This is a genomic window from Ruegeria sp. I3 (genome assembly GCF_056532525.1).
Genome location: NZ_JBQFNI010000004.1, coordinates 329781 through 345522, shown reverse-complemented (window position 1 = coordinate 345522; position 15742 = coordinate 329781). Strand labels below are relative to the sequence as shown.

The 15742-nt window shown below is 57.8% G+C and carries 12 protein-coding genes; 3 read left to right on the top strand and 9 right to left on the bottom strand.

Annotated elements, in window-relative coordinates:
* Window positions 1–2: 2 nt before the first annotated feature.
* Genes ACR0L9_RS13905 through ACR0L9_RS13890 form a run of 4 tightly spaced genes read right to left on the bottom strand, consistent with a single transcriptional unit; the run spans window position 3 to window position 4112 of the window.
* Complete coding sequence (locus tag ACR0L9_RS13905; protein WP_170636477.1) at window positions 3–581, bottom strand: histidine phosphatase family protein; 579 nt, start codon at window positions 579–581, stop codon at window positions 3–5.
* A complete protein-coding gene (locus ACR0L9_RS13900) occupies window positions 581–1654 on the bottom strand; it encodes a glycosyltransferase family 4 protein (protein WP_480895886.1) in 1074 nt (357 codons plus the stop codon). The genes ACR0L9_RS13905 and ACR0L9_RS13900 overlap by 1 nt, the downstream gene beginning before the upstream one ends.
* Complete coding sequence (locus ACR0L9_RS13895; protein WP_480895885.1) at window positions 1654–2901, bottom strand: glycosyltransferase; 1248 nt, start codon at window positions 2899–2901, stop codon at window positions 1654–1656. Before ACR0L9_RS13895 ends, ACR0L9_RS13900 begins: the two co-directional genes overlap by 1 nt.
* The gene (locus tag ACR0L9_RS13890; RefSeq protein WP_170424455.1) at window positions 2898–4112 is read right to left on the bottom strand and encodes a hypothetical protein; all 1215 of its coding nucleotides are present in this window, start codon (window positions 4110–4112) and stop codon (window positions 2898–2900) included. Before ACR0L9_RS13890 ends, ACR0L9_RS13895 begins: the two co-directional genes overlap by 4 nt.
* Before the next feature lie 382 nt (window positions 4113–4494).
* On the opposite strand from ACR0L9_RS13890, the gene ACR0L9_RS13885 reads away from it, so the two are divergent.
* Window positions 4495–6891 (top strand): mechanosensitive ion channel family protein, encoded by a 2397-nt coding sequence (locus ACR0L9_RS13885; protein WP_170397663.1) that lies wholly within the window; start codon window positions 4495–4497, stop codon window positions 6889–6891.
* Window positions 6892–6978: 87 nt separating this feature from the next.
* Here the strand turns inward: ACR0L9_RS13885 and ACR0L9_RS13880 are convergent, their stop codons facing one another.
* The 5 genes from ACR0L9_RS13880 to ACR0L9_RS13860 are packed head-to-tail and all read right to left on the bottom strand — an operon-like array spanning window position 6979 to window position 14204.
* Complete coding sequence (locus ACR0L9_RS13880) at window positions 6979–8334, bottom strand: CoA transferase (protein WP_480895884.1); 1356 nt, start codon at window positions 8332–8334, stop codon at window positions 6979–6981.
* Entirely contained in the window at window positions 8331–9485 is a 1155-nt protein-coding gene (locus ACR0L9_RS13875) for an ABC transporter permease (RefSeq protein ID WP_480737160.1), read from the bottom strand. The genes ACR0L9_RS13880 and ACR0L9_RS13875 overlap by 4 nt, the downstream gene beginning before the upstream one ends.
* Window positions 9482–10510, bottom strand: coding sequence for an ABC transporter permease (locus ACR0L9_RS13870; protein WP_170397654.1), 1029 nt, complete (start codon window positions 10508–10510; stop codon window positions 9482–9484). The genes ACR0L9_RS13875 and ACR0L9_RS13870 overlap by 4 nt, the downstream gene beginning before the upstream one ends.
* A gap of 15 nt (window positions 10511–10525) precedes the next feature.
* Window positions 10526–12439 (bottom strand): ABC transporter substrate-binding protein, encoded by a 1914-nt coding sequence (locus tag ACR0L9_RS13865; RefSeq protein ID WP_170818128.1) that lies wholly within the window; start codon window positions 12437–12439, stop codon window positions 10526–10528.
* The gene (locus ACR0L9_RS13860; protein WP_170397648.1) at window positions 12432–14204 is read right to left on the bottom strand and encodes an ABC transporter ATP-binding protein; all 1773 of its coding nucleotides are present in this window, start codon (window positions 14202–14204) and stop codon (window positions 12432–12434) included. Before ACR0L9_RS13860 ends, ACR0L9_RS13865 begins: the two co-directional genes overlap by 8 nt.
* 228 nt (window positions 14205–14432) lie before the next feature.
* On the opposite strand from ACR0L9_RS13860, the gene ACR0L9_RS13855 reads away from it, so the two are divergent.
* Together ACR0L9_RS13855 and ACR0L9_RS13850 are read left to right on the top strand one after the other, a co-directional pair.
* Window positions 14433–14930, top strand: coding sequence for a class I SAM-dependent methyltransferase (locus ACR0L9_RS13855; RefSeq protein ID WP_170397645.1), 498 nt, complete (start codon window positions 14433–14435; stop codon window positions 14928–14930).
* A 92-nt stretch (window positions 14931–15022) separates the two neighbouring features.
* Window positions 15023–15652 carry a glutathione S-transferase gene (locus ACR0L9_RS13850; protein WP_170511268.1) on the top strand — a complete coding sequence of 210 codons (630 nt, stop codon included), beginning with the start codon at window positions 15023–15025 and terminating at the stop codon, window positions 15650–15652.
* Window positions 15653–15742 lie beyond the last annotated feature (90 nt).

Here is a 15742-nt window from a genome sequence, read left to right as displayed (position 1 = left end):
GGTCAAGCCTCACGCGCAATCAATCGAACCGGTTCGGGTTCAGGCCGCATTTCGTCCAGGTCTACGATAAACAGTCTGTTGCGCTTGATCTTAAACGGCGCGGGACCGGAAAAGTTCCAGCCCCAGGCCTTGGCCAATATTACCCTCATGATTCCGATGTGGCAGACAGCAAGATTGTCTCCCTGCAACTCGGTCAACCATGGATTAAGCCTTGCCCATAATTCAGCCGGGCTTTCACCGCCCGGTGGCCGATAATCCCAGCCCCAGTCTTCGATGTGGCGATAACCGCTGTCGGGGATTTCGATCAGTTCGGCACCGCGCCGTCCCTCCCAATCGCCCCAATTCATCTCGGTCAGCGCCTGAGACGTTTTGGGCGCTTTATCCGATACCAACTGCGCTGTTTCAGACGCGCGGCTTAGCGGGCTGGACCAGATTGATGCTGCGTTCCACGGCGATGGCAGGCAATACCCCGCAAGTTCAGCCCGCGCGTCGGCATCCAACGGGATGTCGCTGCGCCCCTGAATGCGACCCGCGCGATTCCAATCCGTGTGTCCATGGCGCAGAAGGGCGAGACGGGTCATCAACTTTTCTCCAACAAGGGGCGCACAGTTGTCCAGAACCGCTCGGTGGCGGATGGCATCAGATGGCGGTGCGCGAAATAGGCGCGGGCGCGATTGCCCTCAGACTGGCTCAGGTCGGGATGGTCCAGAAACCTCTGTATACGCGCGGCCAACCCTTTGGCACCCGATCCGGTATCGGGATGATCGGAAGGTATCAGCACATCACGAACACCGGGGCGATCTTGCGCTGCGACGGGAACGCCGCAGGCCTGGGCCTCAAGATAGACCATACCATAGGCTTCGTTGACCCCAGGCCAAACGAACAAGGACGCTTGGCTGTACCGGGCCCGCAACGCGTCCCGATCCAGCTGACCCAGAAACCGGACACGAGGTCCGAACCGCGCCATCAGCGCCTCGACTTCCAATCGGGCCGGGCCATCGCCTACCACGTCCAACGCCCAATCCCCTGTCAGATGTTCCAGCGTGTCGGCCAGAATGGCGTACGAGGCCTGCTTGTCCCCCGGCCGCATCATGCCCACGGTCAGCATCGGCCCATCACGGGTCGAAACAGGGGGTAATTCCGTGATGGGAAGAAACGGAGGCAGCTCGACGAGCGCCTGCGTACCGAACCTTTCCCGTTCTAACGTGATCAGATCGTTGGCAGTGTGGTAAAAAATCACCTCCGCAGAATCGCACGCGTCGTGCGCCGCTTGCGCAAAATCAGCCCATGGGCCTGCAAGCCGGCTGGTGGCGCGGGTACTTTCCAGCTGCACATACGGGATGTCTCTTGCGCGGCTCACGGCCGGGCCGAGCAGGTCGGGGGCCTTGTAGTAGTTGTGATAAGTCACCCACAGGTTCGTGTCAGAGGGCAGTTCCTCAGCCAGTCGTGCAGCCTCGGCATTTGCCTTGCGGCGGAATTCGTCCTGAAGCGCGCGGTCGCCTGCTTTGTCGTAAATCCGCAAATGCGAGGCCAAGTCGACAATGTCTCCCTGAGCGCCGAGGGCCTGCATCAGGTTGCGGGCCATTTCGCGATCACCCGAGGGCTTGGGACTGTCGGGGGACTTCATCGGTGCATAGAAAGCCACCCGCGCCATCAGGGTCCGTCCGCGCACAAGGCGCTGAGCCGCTCGGACAAGCGACGTATGCCCGGGTCCATCCGGAAGTCGGCGATCAACCGGTTATACGCGGCCTCAGCCATCTCGGCCGTTCTGGTCGGGTTCCGGGCGAGATCCGCAATAGCCGAGGCAAGAGAGGTCGGGTCATCTTCTGACAGCTGACCGTGAACACCGGATTCAATGAACTCCGGGATGGCTGACACCGGCGTTGACAGGATCGGGAGGCGCTGGGACGCGGCTTCCATCAAAACATTGGGTAAACCATCGCGGTCGCCGTCGGCAGCAATTCTGCTGGGCAGGACAAACAGATCAGAGCGGCGCATCTCGGCAATGACTTCCGGTTGATCGCAAGCCCCCATCCACGTGATCCGATCGGAAATCCCTGCGGCATCGGCTTGTGCGCTCAACTCATCGCCCAGATTTCCGCCGCCGATATGGGTCCAATGCCAATTCAGCGATCTGGGGAGCAGCGCGAAAGCTTGGAGAAGCCGGTCAAAGCCCTTCTTTTCGACAAGACGCCCGACCGACAGCATGTGAAAAGGTGCATCCGCTGCACGCGAACACTGCTGGGGAGGTGCAGGAAACCGCGACAGGTCCAGCCCATGATAGATCAGTTCTACCCGCGCAGGATCATCCGCCAGTTCGCGCAGATGTGCGGCACCAATGGCGGTACAGGTTGCCCCGAAGATGGCGCCGTGAGAGGCCAGTTGCAGCTTTTCCCGCTTTTCCCAGTCTGGTGAGGTCCAGATATCTTTGGCATGCGCCGAAAAACTCCAGGGCAGGCTGCGCATGATAGACGCATAGCGGGCGACCGAAGACGGAGTGTGCATGAAATGCGCATACAGCGCCCGCGTTTGATCGGGCAGCTCAGCGGCCAATACGCAGGCCTGACCAAACCGGCGAATTCGGTTGTGAGTCGGGTCTCGGCGCAGGTCTTGCCGCCAGACCTGGTAAGCTTGCGCGTATCCGGGCAGACGAGCTGCAATGTCTCGCGCAGTCGCCAGCCGCTCAGGCTCTTCATAAAGGTATTCCGGCAGGTAATGCACCTGCCCCTTGAAGCGATCGTGCAGAGGATGGCGCTTGGTATCGGTCGGGTGGCGCAACGACCAGATATCGAAGCTGTGCCCTGCCTCCTGCAAGGCCACCAATTCTTGCGCGATGAACGTCTCGGACAGGCGCGGCCAGCCTTTGACCAGCACCGCCAGCTTGGGGGGTTCGCGCGTCATCCGGTGGCGCGCTCTTGTTCCGCGCCTAGCAGCGCGTTTATGCGATGAGTGACGTAGCTTAGCCCGTCCAACAACCCTGCGCGAATGGCCTGCGAAGGCAGCGGCTGATGGGGCAAGGCGCGGATCGCGCGGATCATTGCATCCGCCGTCAGACCGTCACGGTTTTCATCCAGCATGCGTACCAGACCCAGATCCTCGGCGCGTGAGGCACGAATCCATTGCTCCAGCCGCGGCGTCGTGCGCGGAACAATGACGGCGCGTTTGTCGAAGGACAAAACCTCGCAGAAGGTATTGTACCCGCCCATGCAGACCACACCGGCAGCGCCCGCGAACAGCGTTTCGATCTGCGATTCAAAGCCAACAGCGGTCACACGGCCATTTAGGGCGGCGACACGGGTTTCAAAATCTTCGCGTAGTTCGCCTGACAGGAAGGGCCCATAGACCAGCACAGCGCGGGGTGACAGATCCGGGTCTTTTTCATATGCGGACAGCACCAAATTGACCATCGCCTTGCCATCGCCGCCACCACCAGGGGTGATCAGGATATACGGTTGTTCTGGTGGCTCACCAACCGGCCCAAGATCGCGACGTAGATACCCTGTCCAATGAATGCGCTGTTGCGTCGCCGGGCTGAGGGGAAGGCCTTGTGTAGGATCGTAGACCGATCGCAACCCATATACCCAGATCTCATCATAGAATCGTTCAGTCGCCGAGATCGCGTCCTTACGCTCCCATTCGGCGGCCAGTACTTCGGGCTCATCCAGAACGTCGCGCAGGCCCAGAACCAATTTGGTTGAGCAGGAGTTTTCAAGATACTCAAGCGTCGGCAGCAGCTCACCGCGAAAACCGGTAGGCTCTTTGTCGACGATCAGCACATCGGGGTCGAACTGTTCGACAGATGTCTGGATCAGGCTTGCGCGCAACTCGGTCACATCATCGATGCCCATGCCGATGGTCTGCGAAGCATACGAGCCGTCGGCGCGTTTGGTGACCCCGGGTAGACGGACATGGTCAACCCGACGCGGAAAAGTAAACCGTCCGGCAATGGGTGAACCGGTCAATATGAGGGCCGAAGCGCGTTGATCGGCTTGTGTTATGGCCGCAGCCAGCGCGCGTGACCGGCGCAGGTGACCCAGGCCGAACGTGTCGTGACTATATAGCAGGATGCGCGGTGCGCGGCCGTGATTTTCGTTTTTGATCCCTAGGCTCATGCCTTCGCCTGTTTCGGTTCCAGTGCAACTCCGCGCGTCTGCACCTGATTATCGTAATTCTGCCAGACCTTCTTGCCAAAGGCACAGATTCCGCCGTCCAAATGCGCCAAACATTGCGAATTGGCAACAGCATAATGCCACCGCCGACAACAGGCGCACCTTGCGATATGCAGGCCGATGGTTCTTCATGCACAAGCCAATTCGGAGGCTGGACGCCTCAGGTGGTCATATTCAATTTTTGTTGTCTTGGAAACACTTTATCCCATCCATTGCGTCAGGAACACGGGCTCTCACGATGTTGACACCGCGTGTGCGGATGATTTGAACAGCCTTCTGAGGTTCTATAGTCTTGGACGCAGCTACGAATTGGATGCGATATACGATGAAAATGAATGTTCTGGCCGGGCTGATTTTGGTGATTTGGGCGGCGATGCTGGCCAGTGCAACCGACGCGGTTGCGCAAACTTCGCTTATTCCGGGATACCCAATAGGATCAAGCGAGGAAACCGGTTCTTCAAGCTCTGCCGCTGACAGCGATCTGGCGGCGGCCATTCGATCCGCTTCCGAGGCGGGCGCAAGCGTAATCGTAATCGACAGCGCCGGGCAGGTTGTATCGGCAGCGGGCAATAGCGCCGACGCGACGCCAGAGGCAGATAGCATTGATCACATGGCTGAGGGTTCTCAGCTGATGAAGGCGCAAGAGCGGTTCTCAAAGTTCCGGGATTCCGTACGCTCGCGGATGGAGGCGCTGCCCTATTCGGTCTTTGAGGTCCAATACATCCTCAGACAGACCAGTCCGGACGGGCGGATCCAGACCTATGTCGAGGTGTTGGTCCTGAACGTGTTGTTCCTTTTGCTGGGGCGATGGTTGTCGATCGAAATCTACGGCAAGCGCATCGCGAAGCGTTTGGTGGTTGCGCGCATCAAGGAAAACCCGGTTGGCTATCGTGAGAAGATGCCTTTCCTTGTGTATCGTTTCGTGATGGGCATTGGTGGAACGATCTTTGCCATGCTCATGGCGCTGATCGTTGGCTATCTGTTCTTTGGTGAAGCGGAAGACATATCAATCCAGTTTACCGTTACGGCAATCTTTACCGCATTCTTCCTCTCGCGCACCGTCTCGGACTTGTGGCGGATGGTTCTGTCGCCTTACCTCAGCCAGTATCGCTTGCCGCCTTTTTCAGACCGGGACGCCAAGCGCCTGTATGTTTGGGCGTCAGCACTGGCGACCTATGACATCTCGGTTGTTCTGTTCTCGACATGGGTCGCGGATTTTGGGCTGAACTATAACGTCTATGCCATGGTCTATGGTAGCCTGACGCTGATCGGGGCGCTGGGCAACATACTGATGATCCTGTTCAATGCACGCGCGATTTCGAACGCCATTCGTGGCGGGCGTGCTCCGGATCAGGTGTCTTGGATACTGAAGTTCATCTCTTTCGCCTGGGCACCGGTTCTGGTGCTTTATATGGTGTTCAGCTGGTTCAAACTGGCCGTTGATCTGGTGCTCGAGGTTCAGGATTCGATCCCGATCGTGGCCAGCAGCTATGCCATCTTTATGTCCGTCGTCGTGGCCTACGGCGCGATGAACTATCTGCTTGAAAGGTATTTTGATCGCAATCGCAGAATTGAGGTGATGAATGCCGACGCAGAAGCGGCTGAGCAGATCGAGGATGAGCTGGTGGCTGATACGCCGCAGGCCGAAAAGCGCAAACACGCCATTCTGACGTACGAAGACCTTGCCCGTCGTGTGGCAGGCATTCTGGCCTTTGTGGTGGGTCTCTATGCGCTGGTAGTGATCTGGAACCCGCAGGCCAATTGGTCGGATGACTTGCCTATCGAGCGGGCGCTGGATGTGATGGTGATCCTGTTTATGGGTTACATTCTGTTTCACTTCTTCCGCGTCTGGATCGATAGCAAGATCGCGGAAGAGACGGATGACGGCGGTGCTGAAGCCGAGCTGGGCGACGAAGGAGGCGAAGGCGGGCAGAGCCGTCTTGCAACTTTGTTGCCTCTGTTCCGCGGGGCCATTCTGGCTGTGGTCGTTGTGACCATCGCGCTGATTGTATTGATGGAACTGGGGATCAATGTCAGCCCGCTGTTTGCCGGTGCAGGTGTTGTGGGTCTGGCCGTTGGTTTCGGGTCGCAAACCTTGGTCCGCGACATCTTCTCGGGTGCGTTCTTCCTGATGGATGATGCTTTCCGCAAGGGAGAATACATAGACATCGGTGATGTAAAGGGGACGGTCGAAAAGATATCGGTCCGGTCCTTCCAACTGCGCCACCACCTTGGTGCGCTCAACACGATCCCATTTGGAGAGATCAAGGTTCTGACAAACTATTCCCGCGACTGGGTAATCATGAAGCTGCCGTTGCGGGTGACCTATGACACCGATGTCGAAAAGGTGCGGAAGCTGATCAAGAAGCTGGGTCAAGAGCTGCTGAGCGATCCGGTGATTGGTGATAACTTCATCCAGCCGCTGAAATCGCAGGGTGTGATCGAAATGCAGGATTCTGCGATGATTATCCGGGTCAAGTTTATGACCAAGCCGGGCGATCAGTGGCTGGTGCGCAAGAAAGTCTATCAGGATATTCGTGAGCTGTTTGCCCGTGAAGGCATCCGGTTTGCGCATCGGGAAGTCACCGTGCGACTGGCGGATGACAAAGAGGCCGAGGACCTGACCCCCAAACAACGCGAGGCTGTCACAGGGGCCGTTCAGGCCGCGATTGACGAAGACTATCTGGACGATATCGGCCCCGGCGGTGGTGATGATCGCTAGGAGGGCTCCCGCCCCTTTGGTTTGCGTCTCTGGCGAGACGTCAACCAAAGCGTTGGGCCGGGCCGCGCGTCCCGCGCGGGGGCAGCTTTAAGCGGTAAGTGACGTCCAAGTGGGCTGCGAAGTTCCCAGTTTGGACGCAGGCAAAGCCCAGTGCATCTCTGCGGATCCAACAGTTAGCGCCGGCTTCAATCGATAGCCGGGCCCCCACCCGGAAGGTTCAAACGCATCCGCATAATCGACAGGCAGCGCCTCGGTAATTTCGTCACCGGGCTCGCTCTTGGCGAGGGTGGCCAGCAATTCGGCGGTGCGCGCCAGCGAGAGCCTGGCATCCATAACAGCGTGTCCAGATGCGGCTTCGGCGAGCGCCGAGAGCAGGGCGGCTGCCATCAAGTAACCAGTTGCGTGATCCAGTGCCTGAACGGGCAACGGAGTTGGCTTGTCGGCCCCCGCCCAACCCATCCCTGCATGTGCGATTCCGGAACTCATCTGTACAAGGCTGTCAAAACCGCGGCGCGCTGCCCATGGTCCTTGCCAGCCATAGGCGTCGAGCGTGACTTCAACCCTGTTGGGGGCAAGCTGATCCCGCATGTTTTTGCCCAGACCGAGTGCGTCCAAAGCGCCGGGCCGATACCCGTGGACAAATATGTCCGCTTGGGCCAGCAGCTCTTGCAGTTTTGCTTTTCCATCGGGTGATTTCAGGTTCAGATAGGCGCAGTGCTTGCCGAGAGAAATGTCAGGAATGACGCCAGGTTCATCCCAGCCGGGTGGATCGATCCTCAGGACCTCGGCGCCGAATCCCGCGAGTGTTCGTGTCGAGACGGGCCCGGCCAGAATGCGGGTCAGATCGAGCACACGCAGCCCAGCAAGAGGTCGCGCGGCAGTCGCCTGAGGCCGATCACGTAGCTGAATATTGCGTGGCCCCTGCCATCCGATCAACGGCTCGCGGGCCAATATGCGTCCTTGCGGATGGTCATGCCACTCAGAGCGGCTGCGCATTGCGGCAGCGACGCCGCCCTCGGCGACAATCGCGGCTTCCAGTTCAGAGATGCTCCAATCCCGAACCGCGCGCGATACCAGCGCACGGTCCGACGCGACTTGCAAAACGTTCAGGGCGGCGGCACGATGACTGGGCAGGTTGGTGTGCAGCCTGATCCACCCATCAGAGGCCTGATAGTCGCCAGCAATCGCGTCCCAAAGGCTGGGCATATCCCACCCTTCGGGTTTGAAGGAAAAGCCATACCACAAGGAGGCCAGTCGATGATCTACGGCCACCTCCGGAGGCGTATGCGTCAGGTTCAAGGCTGTCACAAGGCGCGACAGCTCCTGCCCGACTGCCGCAAAACTGGCCGTCGCCAGCTCCGAAACCGCGAAGGCGCTGGGCCGCGCACCCGCCCCATTGACCCTGTAGGTGTCAGTTGAGGGGAGGGCGGACAGCAAGCTCATTGCTGATAGGGGTCAAGACTGTCGCGCAGCCCATCGCCAAGGAAGTTGAAGGCCAGCACCACGACGATGATCGGTAGCATCGGGATCGCGGTCCATGGATAGATTTCGATTGAGGCGAGGTTCTGCGCGTCGTTCAACATCACGCCCCAACTGACCGCCGGGGCGCGCAGCCCAAGGCCAAGGAAGCTGAGGGCGGTTTCGCCCAAGATCATCGCAGGGATTGATAGCGTGGCCGAGGCAATCAGATGCGACATGAAATTGGGTAGCAGGTGCTTTCGGATCACACGACCGGAACTTGCGCCCATCATCTCGGCCGCACGTACGTATTCCTCTTCTCTGAGAGACAGGAATTTTGCGCGGACAGATCGGGCAAGGCCTGGCCAATCGAGAATGCCGAGGATGATCGAGATGATGAAGAATACCGCGACCGGGCTCCAATTTGATGGCACCGCGGCGGATAAGGCCAGCCAGAGGGGAAGTTCCGGCAGCGAGCGCAGGATTTCGATCACACGGTTGATGGTCCAGTCGATGCGCCCTCCGAAATACCCGGCCATTGATCCGAACAGGATGCCGAGGAAGAAGGATACCGAAATGCCGATCAGGCCCACTGTCAGCGACAGTTGCGCGCCATATAGGATGCGGCTGAATACATCACGGCCCAGACGGTCCGAGCCCCACAGAAACAGCGTGGCCCCTTCGGGTGCGCAGAACAGATGCGTATCGGATTTGATCAGCCCTGCGAGTTTGTATTCTGACCCTTCGCAGAAGAACCGGATTGGGCGCGGGTCTTCCGTGTCAGCGACGAATTTCCACTGGAAAGTTTCAAGGTCCGCCTCTGCAACTATTGGATAAACGTAGGGGCCGATGAACTTCCCCTCATGAAACCAGTTGACCGACTGGGGTGGAGCATACAGGTGCTCTCCGTTCCGGTCATTGGGGCCGTAGGGGGCGATAAAGCCCGCAAAAGGCAGCATCAAGTAACAGAGCAGCAAGAAGAGGCCAGAAATCAGACCCAGCTTGTGGGTCCTGAACTTGCGCCAGACCAGCACCCAATTAGGGGCATCGAGATCTGCGCGCTCAAGCTGCTGAATAGAGGCCTGCGGGTCAAATGGTGCGTCGTCGACATAGCGATCATCTGGTTTGTCGGTCATGCTTCGCGCCCCTCATAACGAATGCGCGGATCAAGCATGACCAGAAGGATATCGGAAATCATGGTGCCGATCAGCGTCAGCAGAGCCACGAACATAAGAATGAAGGCCGACAGGAACTGGTCCTGCGTTTTCAAGGCAGTCAGCAGGGTCGGGCCGATTGTTTGCAGACCCAGAACTACCGAGACCAAAACCGACCCTGAAACCATCGAGGGCAGCAGGTTGCCAATGTCGGCGACAAACGGGTTGAAGGCCACGCGCAATGGGTATTTCGTCAGCATCCGCGATGGGGACATGCCCTTGGCGATTGCTGTTTCGACATAAGGTTTCCCTAGTTCATCCAGCATATTGGCGCGCAGGCGCTGCATCATGGCCGAAGCACCCGAGGTTCCGATGACGAAGGTTGGAACGATCAGGTGGACAAGGATGGATTTCAACTTGTCCCAACTCATCGGTTGTCCCTCAAAGGAAGGGTCCATCAGGCCGCCGATGGGCAGGTTGAAATAGCGATGGCCATAGTAGAACAGGATCAGCGCCAACAGGAAGTTCGGGGTCGCAAGACCCAGATAGCCTACAAAGGCCGAGGTATAGTCGATCCACGTCCGTGATCTGGCCGCAGCGATGACCCCCAATGGTAGAGCAACGGCATAGACGAATAAAATGGCGGCCAGATTGACCACAACCGTCAACCAGAGCGTATCGCCCACGATCTCGCGCACGGGGCGGTCGAATTCGAAGGACCAGCCATAATTGCCCTGTAACAGGCCCTCGAACCCATGCGGTCCGGGCCAGAAGCCCATCCAGATCAGGTACTGCTCGGGCAACGACCGGTCCAATGAGTATTCCTTGCGCAGAAACTCGGCCTTGGCGACACCGGCGGACTGTCCTGAAGCCTGCAGTTCGGCGATCTGGTTGCTGAGATAGTCGCCGGGGGGCAGGTTGATGATCACGAAAATCAGAACCGACACCACCAGCAATGTCAGCAGCATCGTGAAAAAGCGATACACCGCGTAGCGCAGCATGACCATTTAGCTGCTCCTGAATTAGTCGGCGAAGAAGAACTCGTCGGGACGGTGAATGCCGAAATGTGCGCCGGGTTCCCATGCCCACATGGCCTGCTCAGGCACATTGCGCAGGCGGTTCGACACGACAATAGGCTGCGGTGCGCCGTTCAGGATGCCGATCGCATAAAGCTGGTCGGCGTGAATTTTCAGCATCTCAGACCAGACTGCGCCGCGTTCTTCATCCGTGGAGGCGATTTCCCAATCGTGGGCAAGCTTCATGAGAAGTTCGGCCTCGGGCATGTCTGGTGGTTCGCCCGACCCTCCATTTGTCTGATAGTATTGGCCCCATTTAGGCCATGCCAGAAAGACCTGATCGGTCGGGGCGAGATAGGCCGGCGATGTGTGGCTTTGCGGAATGCCGTCATCCCAGCCGAACCAGACCGACGCCATTGTATTGCCCGAGAAGACCCGGTTGCGCAGAATGTCTCGATCCAATGGTCGCATGACCAGTTCGACTCCTATCTCACGCCAGGTATCCGTGACGATCTGCAGGGCATTTTCAACCTCTTGCCGCTCACCTGCGGTTTCGATGATCAGCTCCATCGGACGCCCGTCGGGCAACAATCGGATACCATCTTTGTCACGCTCGGTCAGCCCAGCCTCATCAAGCAGAGCATTCGCCTTGTCGATGTCATACTGTGCCCAAGCCTGCGCATTCGCTTCGTCGTAGAAGGGCGATGCGGGCAGAACCGACATCGCGCCGGGTTGGGCCAGCTTGAAATAGAGCGCCTGATTGATCGTCTTGCGATCAATGGCGAGCGACAGTGCCCTGCGTACACGTACATCGCGCAGAACCTCGCGCCATGCATCGTCAGTGTAATTCAAATTGGGATAAATCGCGATCTGCGACGCGACGCCTGTTTTCCACAGAAGCGTCTTGTATCCACCTTCAGCCTCGCCCTTTTTCAAGATCGAGGCATCGCGGAATGCCAATCCGCGACCTTGCAAGTCAGTTTCACCCGCATTTGCTTTGGCCGCAACCAAACCCGGTGCGACGATTTCCATTTCGACTACGTCGATATAGGGCAGCTGAACCCCATTTGAATCCACCCGATGGTAATAAGGGTTACGGACAAAGTTGTGCCGGATTTTCTTGCCCGAACTTGCGTTGAGCCATGGCTGCAACGTCGGCAGTTCATGATTGTCGTACTTATATAGATTGTCCAACTTGTTATGCAGCGCCGCCCAGCTTTTTACCCGCGCATCTTCGACCTTGAATGCCAGTTCTTCGGGGTCTGCAAACTTCTCGTGATACTGCTTAAGGAACTCAGACGGTCGATAGATAAAGGGCGGCCGCGCCTGAGCAAGTGATTGCAGGAAATTCGGGTTGGGGTCATCCCATTCGAATACAACTGTTGTTTCGTCGGGGAAGGTGACGGTGGGTGTTTTGCCTTCAACCAGCAGGAAATCTGGTGGGCCTGAAGGGCTGAGCAATTCGTTGTTGGCCACATCCTCCCACCAATACCGGAAGTCTTCGGATGTGAACGCGGATCCGTTTGACCATTTGTGGCCGGGTCGCAGGTTCAAAGTAAATTTGCGATTGTCTTCGTTTTCGAAAGAAGCCAGCAAATCCGGGACGATGTTGTAATCCTGATCGAAGCCCACAAGCCTTGCGTAGCCATAGACCACCATTTGCCGAATATCTTTGGACCGGGTGACCATCGTGCGCAGTGTACCGCCGGGTACGCCGAATTCGCGACCTTTGGCGGCTAAGTCCACGATCAGCGGATCTTGCGGAATACGTTCAGCAACCGGTGGCAGGTCGCCGCTTTCAACCTCGGTTTGCCAGAACGCGTTTTCCTGAAGATTAGACGGAATTTCTGCCACAGCGGGCAGCATTCCTGCGATGGCCAGCGACGCGGCCAGAATCAATCGGTGAGTGGTCTTAAACATGGCAACGTACCTTATGGCCGGGCTCCAACTCTACCAAAGAAGGTATCACGGAGTCGGAAAATCGAAAGGCGTCATCCCAACTGTCGGGAGAACCGGCACCTAACGCAACCAGTTTCAGATCAATCGGGCGATTGATATCTGGTTCCGGCTGGGCGGCAATCAGTGCCTTGGTATAGGGATGACGTGGATTGTAGAACAGAGTTTCGGGTGGGGCTTGTTCCACCACAAGACCTCGGCGCATGACGGCGACTTCGTCGGCAATGCGCGCGACGACGGCCAGATCATGTGAGATGAACAGGTAAGACAGGTTCAGACTGTCCTGCAGTTCTTCGAGCAGGGTCAAAATTTGCTCTTGAACGGATACATCCAGTGCCGAGGTTGGCTCGTCACAAACAATCAGCGCCGGGTCCAGCATCATTGCGCGGGCGATAGACAGGCGCTGTCGTTGTCCACCAGAAAACGCATGCGGATAGCGTTTGAGCATATCGGCATTCAGCCCGACCCGCTGCAACATCGCGGCCGCTTTGTCGCGCTGCTCTGCCACGGTGCCGAGGCGGTGTATCTCCAACGGCTCGGTCATGGCATCCTGAATGCGCATACGGGGGCTAAGAGAGCTATAGGGATCCTGAAACACCATTTGCGCCTTGCGCTGAAACGCGGTGCGTTCGGTCCGTGTCATACTGTGAACCGTTATCGGTTCGGAATCCCTTGTTGTTCTGAACAGAACTTCGCCGCCCGGGTCGGGCAGTTCAGCGCCCAGAGCGATTCTGGCGGCGGTTGTCTTGCCAGACCCGCTTTCGCCAACGATTGCAAGCGTCTTGCCGCGCGCCAGCTTCATATCTACGCCCCGGCAGGCATGGATCAGTTTGTCGGCTTTCCAACCTTTGCTCGATCGCATCGTGTAGGTCTTTGAGACCCCGGTCATCTGCAGAATTAGGTCCTCGTCGGGCATCGGTATGCCGACGGCATCCTGATCGGGTATCTCAGGCGCAGCGTCGAACAGCTGCTGCGTATAGGGGTGCGCCGGATCATTCAGAATTGGTGCTGCCGGGCCAGCTTCCATCACGCGGCCTTTGTGCATGACGACCACCCGCTCGGCCATGTTAGCAACTACACCCAGGTCATGGGTGACAAGGATCAGCGCCATACCGGTCTCGCGCTGCAGCTCTTTGATCAGCCCAAGAACCTGCGCTTGGGTGGTAACATCCAGCGCTGTTGTCGGCTCGTCCGCGATGAGCAATTCAGGCTTGGACACCATGGCCATGGCAATCATGGCGCGCTGGCGCATGCCGCCGGACAGCTCGAACGGATAGCTGTCGTAGGCGCGGGCAGGGTCGGGGAAACCAACCCTCTCAAACTGGGTCAGAACTTCTTTGCGGGCCTGTGCATCGGATGCGCCGCGATGCAACCAAAGAACTTCGCTGACCTGATTTCCGATTTTGTGAAGCGGTGACAGAGATCGCATCGGTTCCTGAAAAATCATAGAAACCCGATTGCCGCGAATACCACGCATCTGTCTTTCACTCAGTTCGATCAGATTAGCGGTGCCTTTGGAATCGTTCAGCGTGATCGTTCCGCTACGGATCTGGGCGGTACGCGGCAGAATACGCAGTGCAGCGCGACAGGAAATCGTTTTGCCCGAACCGGATTCTCCAACCAATGCAAGTGTCTGCCCGGGTTCGACCTCGAAGCTGACATCTTGGACAACGGATGGACCCGTGCCAAAGCCGATGCTGAGATCCCGAACGGACAACAACGCACTCATGCGGGTTTTCCACCCGTCTGGCCGCTAGAAAACATCGGCTTTGTGAACTCCCTGTCTTTTTTGAGCAGTTTCGCGCGGTTGGGGCGGCGTAGTCAAACACCTTCTTCACCCGAATTGTCGCGGAATCGTGAAACTCGGGCCGTATGGCTACACAAAGTCTTGAGTTTTTGCCATCAAAGGCGCAATCGCCCCCCGACTGGTGTCGAATGATTTTGAAAGAGGTGCCCCGTGTCCGAGCAACAAAGCCGATTGGATCTGTTCATTGACCGAATGGTCTCGCAACGTGCTTGTCTGGACTTTGCCATCGCGCAGACCACGGGGCAGCCCGGTCCGGTTTTTGAGCTGGGATTGGGAAATGGGCGCACATATCACCACATGGTTAAGCACATTCAGGACCGTCCTGTTTATGTTTTTGAACGGGCCGTTGCGTCTCATCCCGATTCGACACCGCCCGATGATCTGGTGATTCTCGGTGATGTGCGCGAAACATTGCCTGCTTCGGTTACGCGATTTGGCGCGTCAGCCAGTCTGATCCATGCCGATCTTGGGGGACACAACCGGCAAAAGAATGATGCTTTTGCCCGCCTCGTCTCACCTTTGATCGAACCGCTTCTGGCGCGGGATGGACTGATGGTTTCCAGCGATCGTATGTATTTCGAAACACTGACCGAAGTGCCGCTGCCTGCAGGCGCGGTGGAGGGACGTTGTTTCATCTACCGGCGTTGATCTGCCGTAGGGTCACTGTGTGATCCGACTCGCGCTGTAGTACCGGGCCGGTCTAACGTCTGAGGCGTGAAGCTTTGGAGGGGACCGTCAAAATGCTGTTCTACGATTGCTCGACCGCGCCAAGCCCGCGCCGTGCCCGGATGTTTATCGCGGAAAAGGGGCTGAAGATTGACACCCGCGATATCTCAATCGCCAAGGGTGAACAGCTTAGCGATGCTTTCCGGGCTGTGAACCCTGGTGCAACGATTCCTGTGCTTGTTACGGATCAAGGTACCACGCTCACAGAAAATCTTGGCATCGCCGCCTATCTCGAGGCGCGCTTTCCGGAACCTGCCTTGATGGGGCAAACGCCGGATGAAAAAGGCGAAATTCTGATGTGGAATGCCATCGCCGAACAACAATGTGGCGCACCAATCGCGGAAACATTGCGCAACACCCATCCTTCGTTCAAAGACCGCGCGATCACCGGGCCTGCAAACCACGCGCAAATCCCTGAACTAGCGCAGCGGGGGGCTGAGCGGGTGCGTGCCTTCTTCGATTTGCTTGAGGCCCGTCTGCAAGTGAGCGGTTTCGTTGCGGGTGATATGTTCTCTCTGGCCGATATCACCACATTTGTGTTTGTCGATTTCGCACGTGTCATCAAGATGCGTATCCCAGAAGAGAACACGGCCACACGCGCCTGGTTTGATGCCGTTCAGACACGTCCGAGCGCCCGGCTTTAAGCTGATCCGGGTGCTGTCCCTCGAACTGTACAGAAATGTCTAGACAGAAGTGAACAGTGCCTCTAGCGTCCTCTGCGAGTCATGCAGGGG

Bases quoted from the DNA above. Each gene is read 5' to 3' on its own strand.
- ACR0L9_RS13905 (WP_170636477.1), bottom strand. From the start codon at position 581: ATGACCCGTCTCGCCCTTCTGCGCCATGGACACACGGATTGGAATCGC.
- ACR0L9_RS13900 (WP_480895886.1), bottom strand. From the start codon at position 1,654: ATGGCGCGGGTGGCTTTCTATGCACCGATGAAGTCCCCCGACAGTCCC.
- ACR0L9_RS13895 (WP_480895885.1), bottom strand. From the start codon at position 2,901: ATGACGCGCGAACCCCCCAAGCTGGCGGTGCTGGTCAAAGGCTGGCCG.
- ACR0L9_RS13890 (WP_170424455.1), bottom strand. From the start codon at position 4,112: ATGAGCCTAGGGATCAAAAACGAAAATCACGGCCGCGCACCGCGCATC.
- ACR0L9_RS13885 (WP_170397663.1), top strand. From the start codon at position 4,495: ATGAAAATGAATGTTCTGGCCGGGCTGATTTTGGTGATTTGGGCGGCG.
- ACR0L9_RS13880 (WP_480895884.1), bottom strand. From the start codon at position 8,334: ATGAGCTTGCTGTCCGCCCTCCCCTCAACTGACACCTACAGGGTCAAT.
- ACR0L9_RS13875 (WP_480737160.1), bottom strand. From the start codon at position 9,485: ATGACCGACAAACCAGATGATCGCTATGTCGACGACGCACCATTTGAC.
- ACR0L9_RS13870 (WP_170397654.1), bottom strand. From the start codon at position 10,510: ATGGTCATGCTGCGCTACGCGGTGTATCGCTTTTTCACGATGCTGCTG.
- ACR0L9_RS13865 (WP_170818128.1), bottom strand. From the start codon at position 12,439: ATGTTTAAGACCACTCACCGATTGATTCTGGCCGCGTCGCTGGCCATC.
- ACR0L9_RS13860 (WP_170397648.1), bottom strand. From the start codon at position 14,204: ATGAGTGCGTTGTTGTCCGTTCGGGATCTCAGCATCGGCTTTGGCACG.
- ACR0L9_RS13850 (WP_170511268.1), top strand. From the start codon at position 15,023: ATGCTGTTCTACGATTGCTCGACCGCGCCAAGCCCGCGCCGTGCCCGG.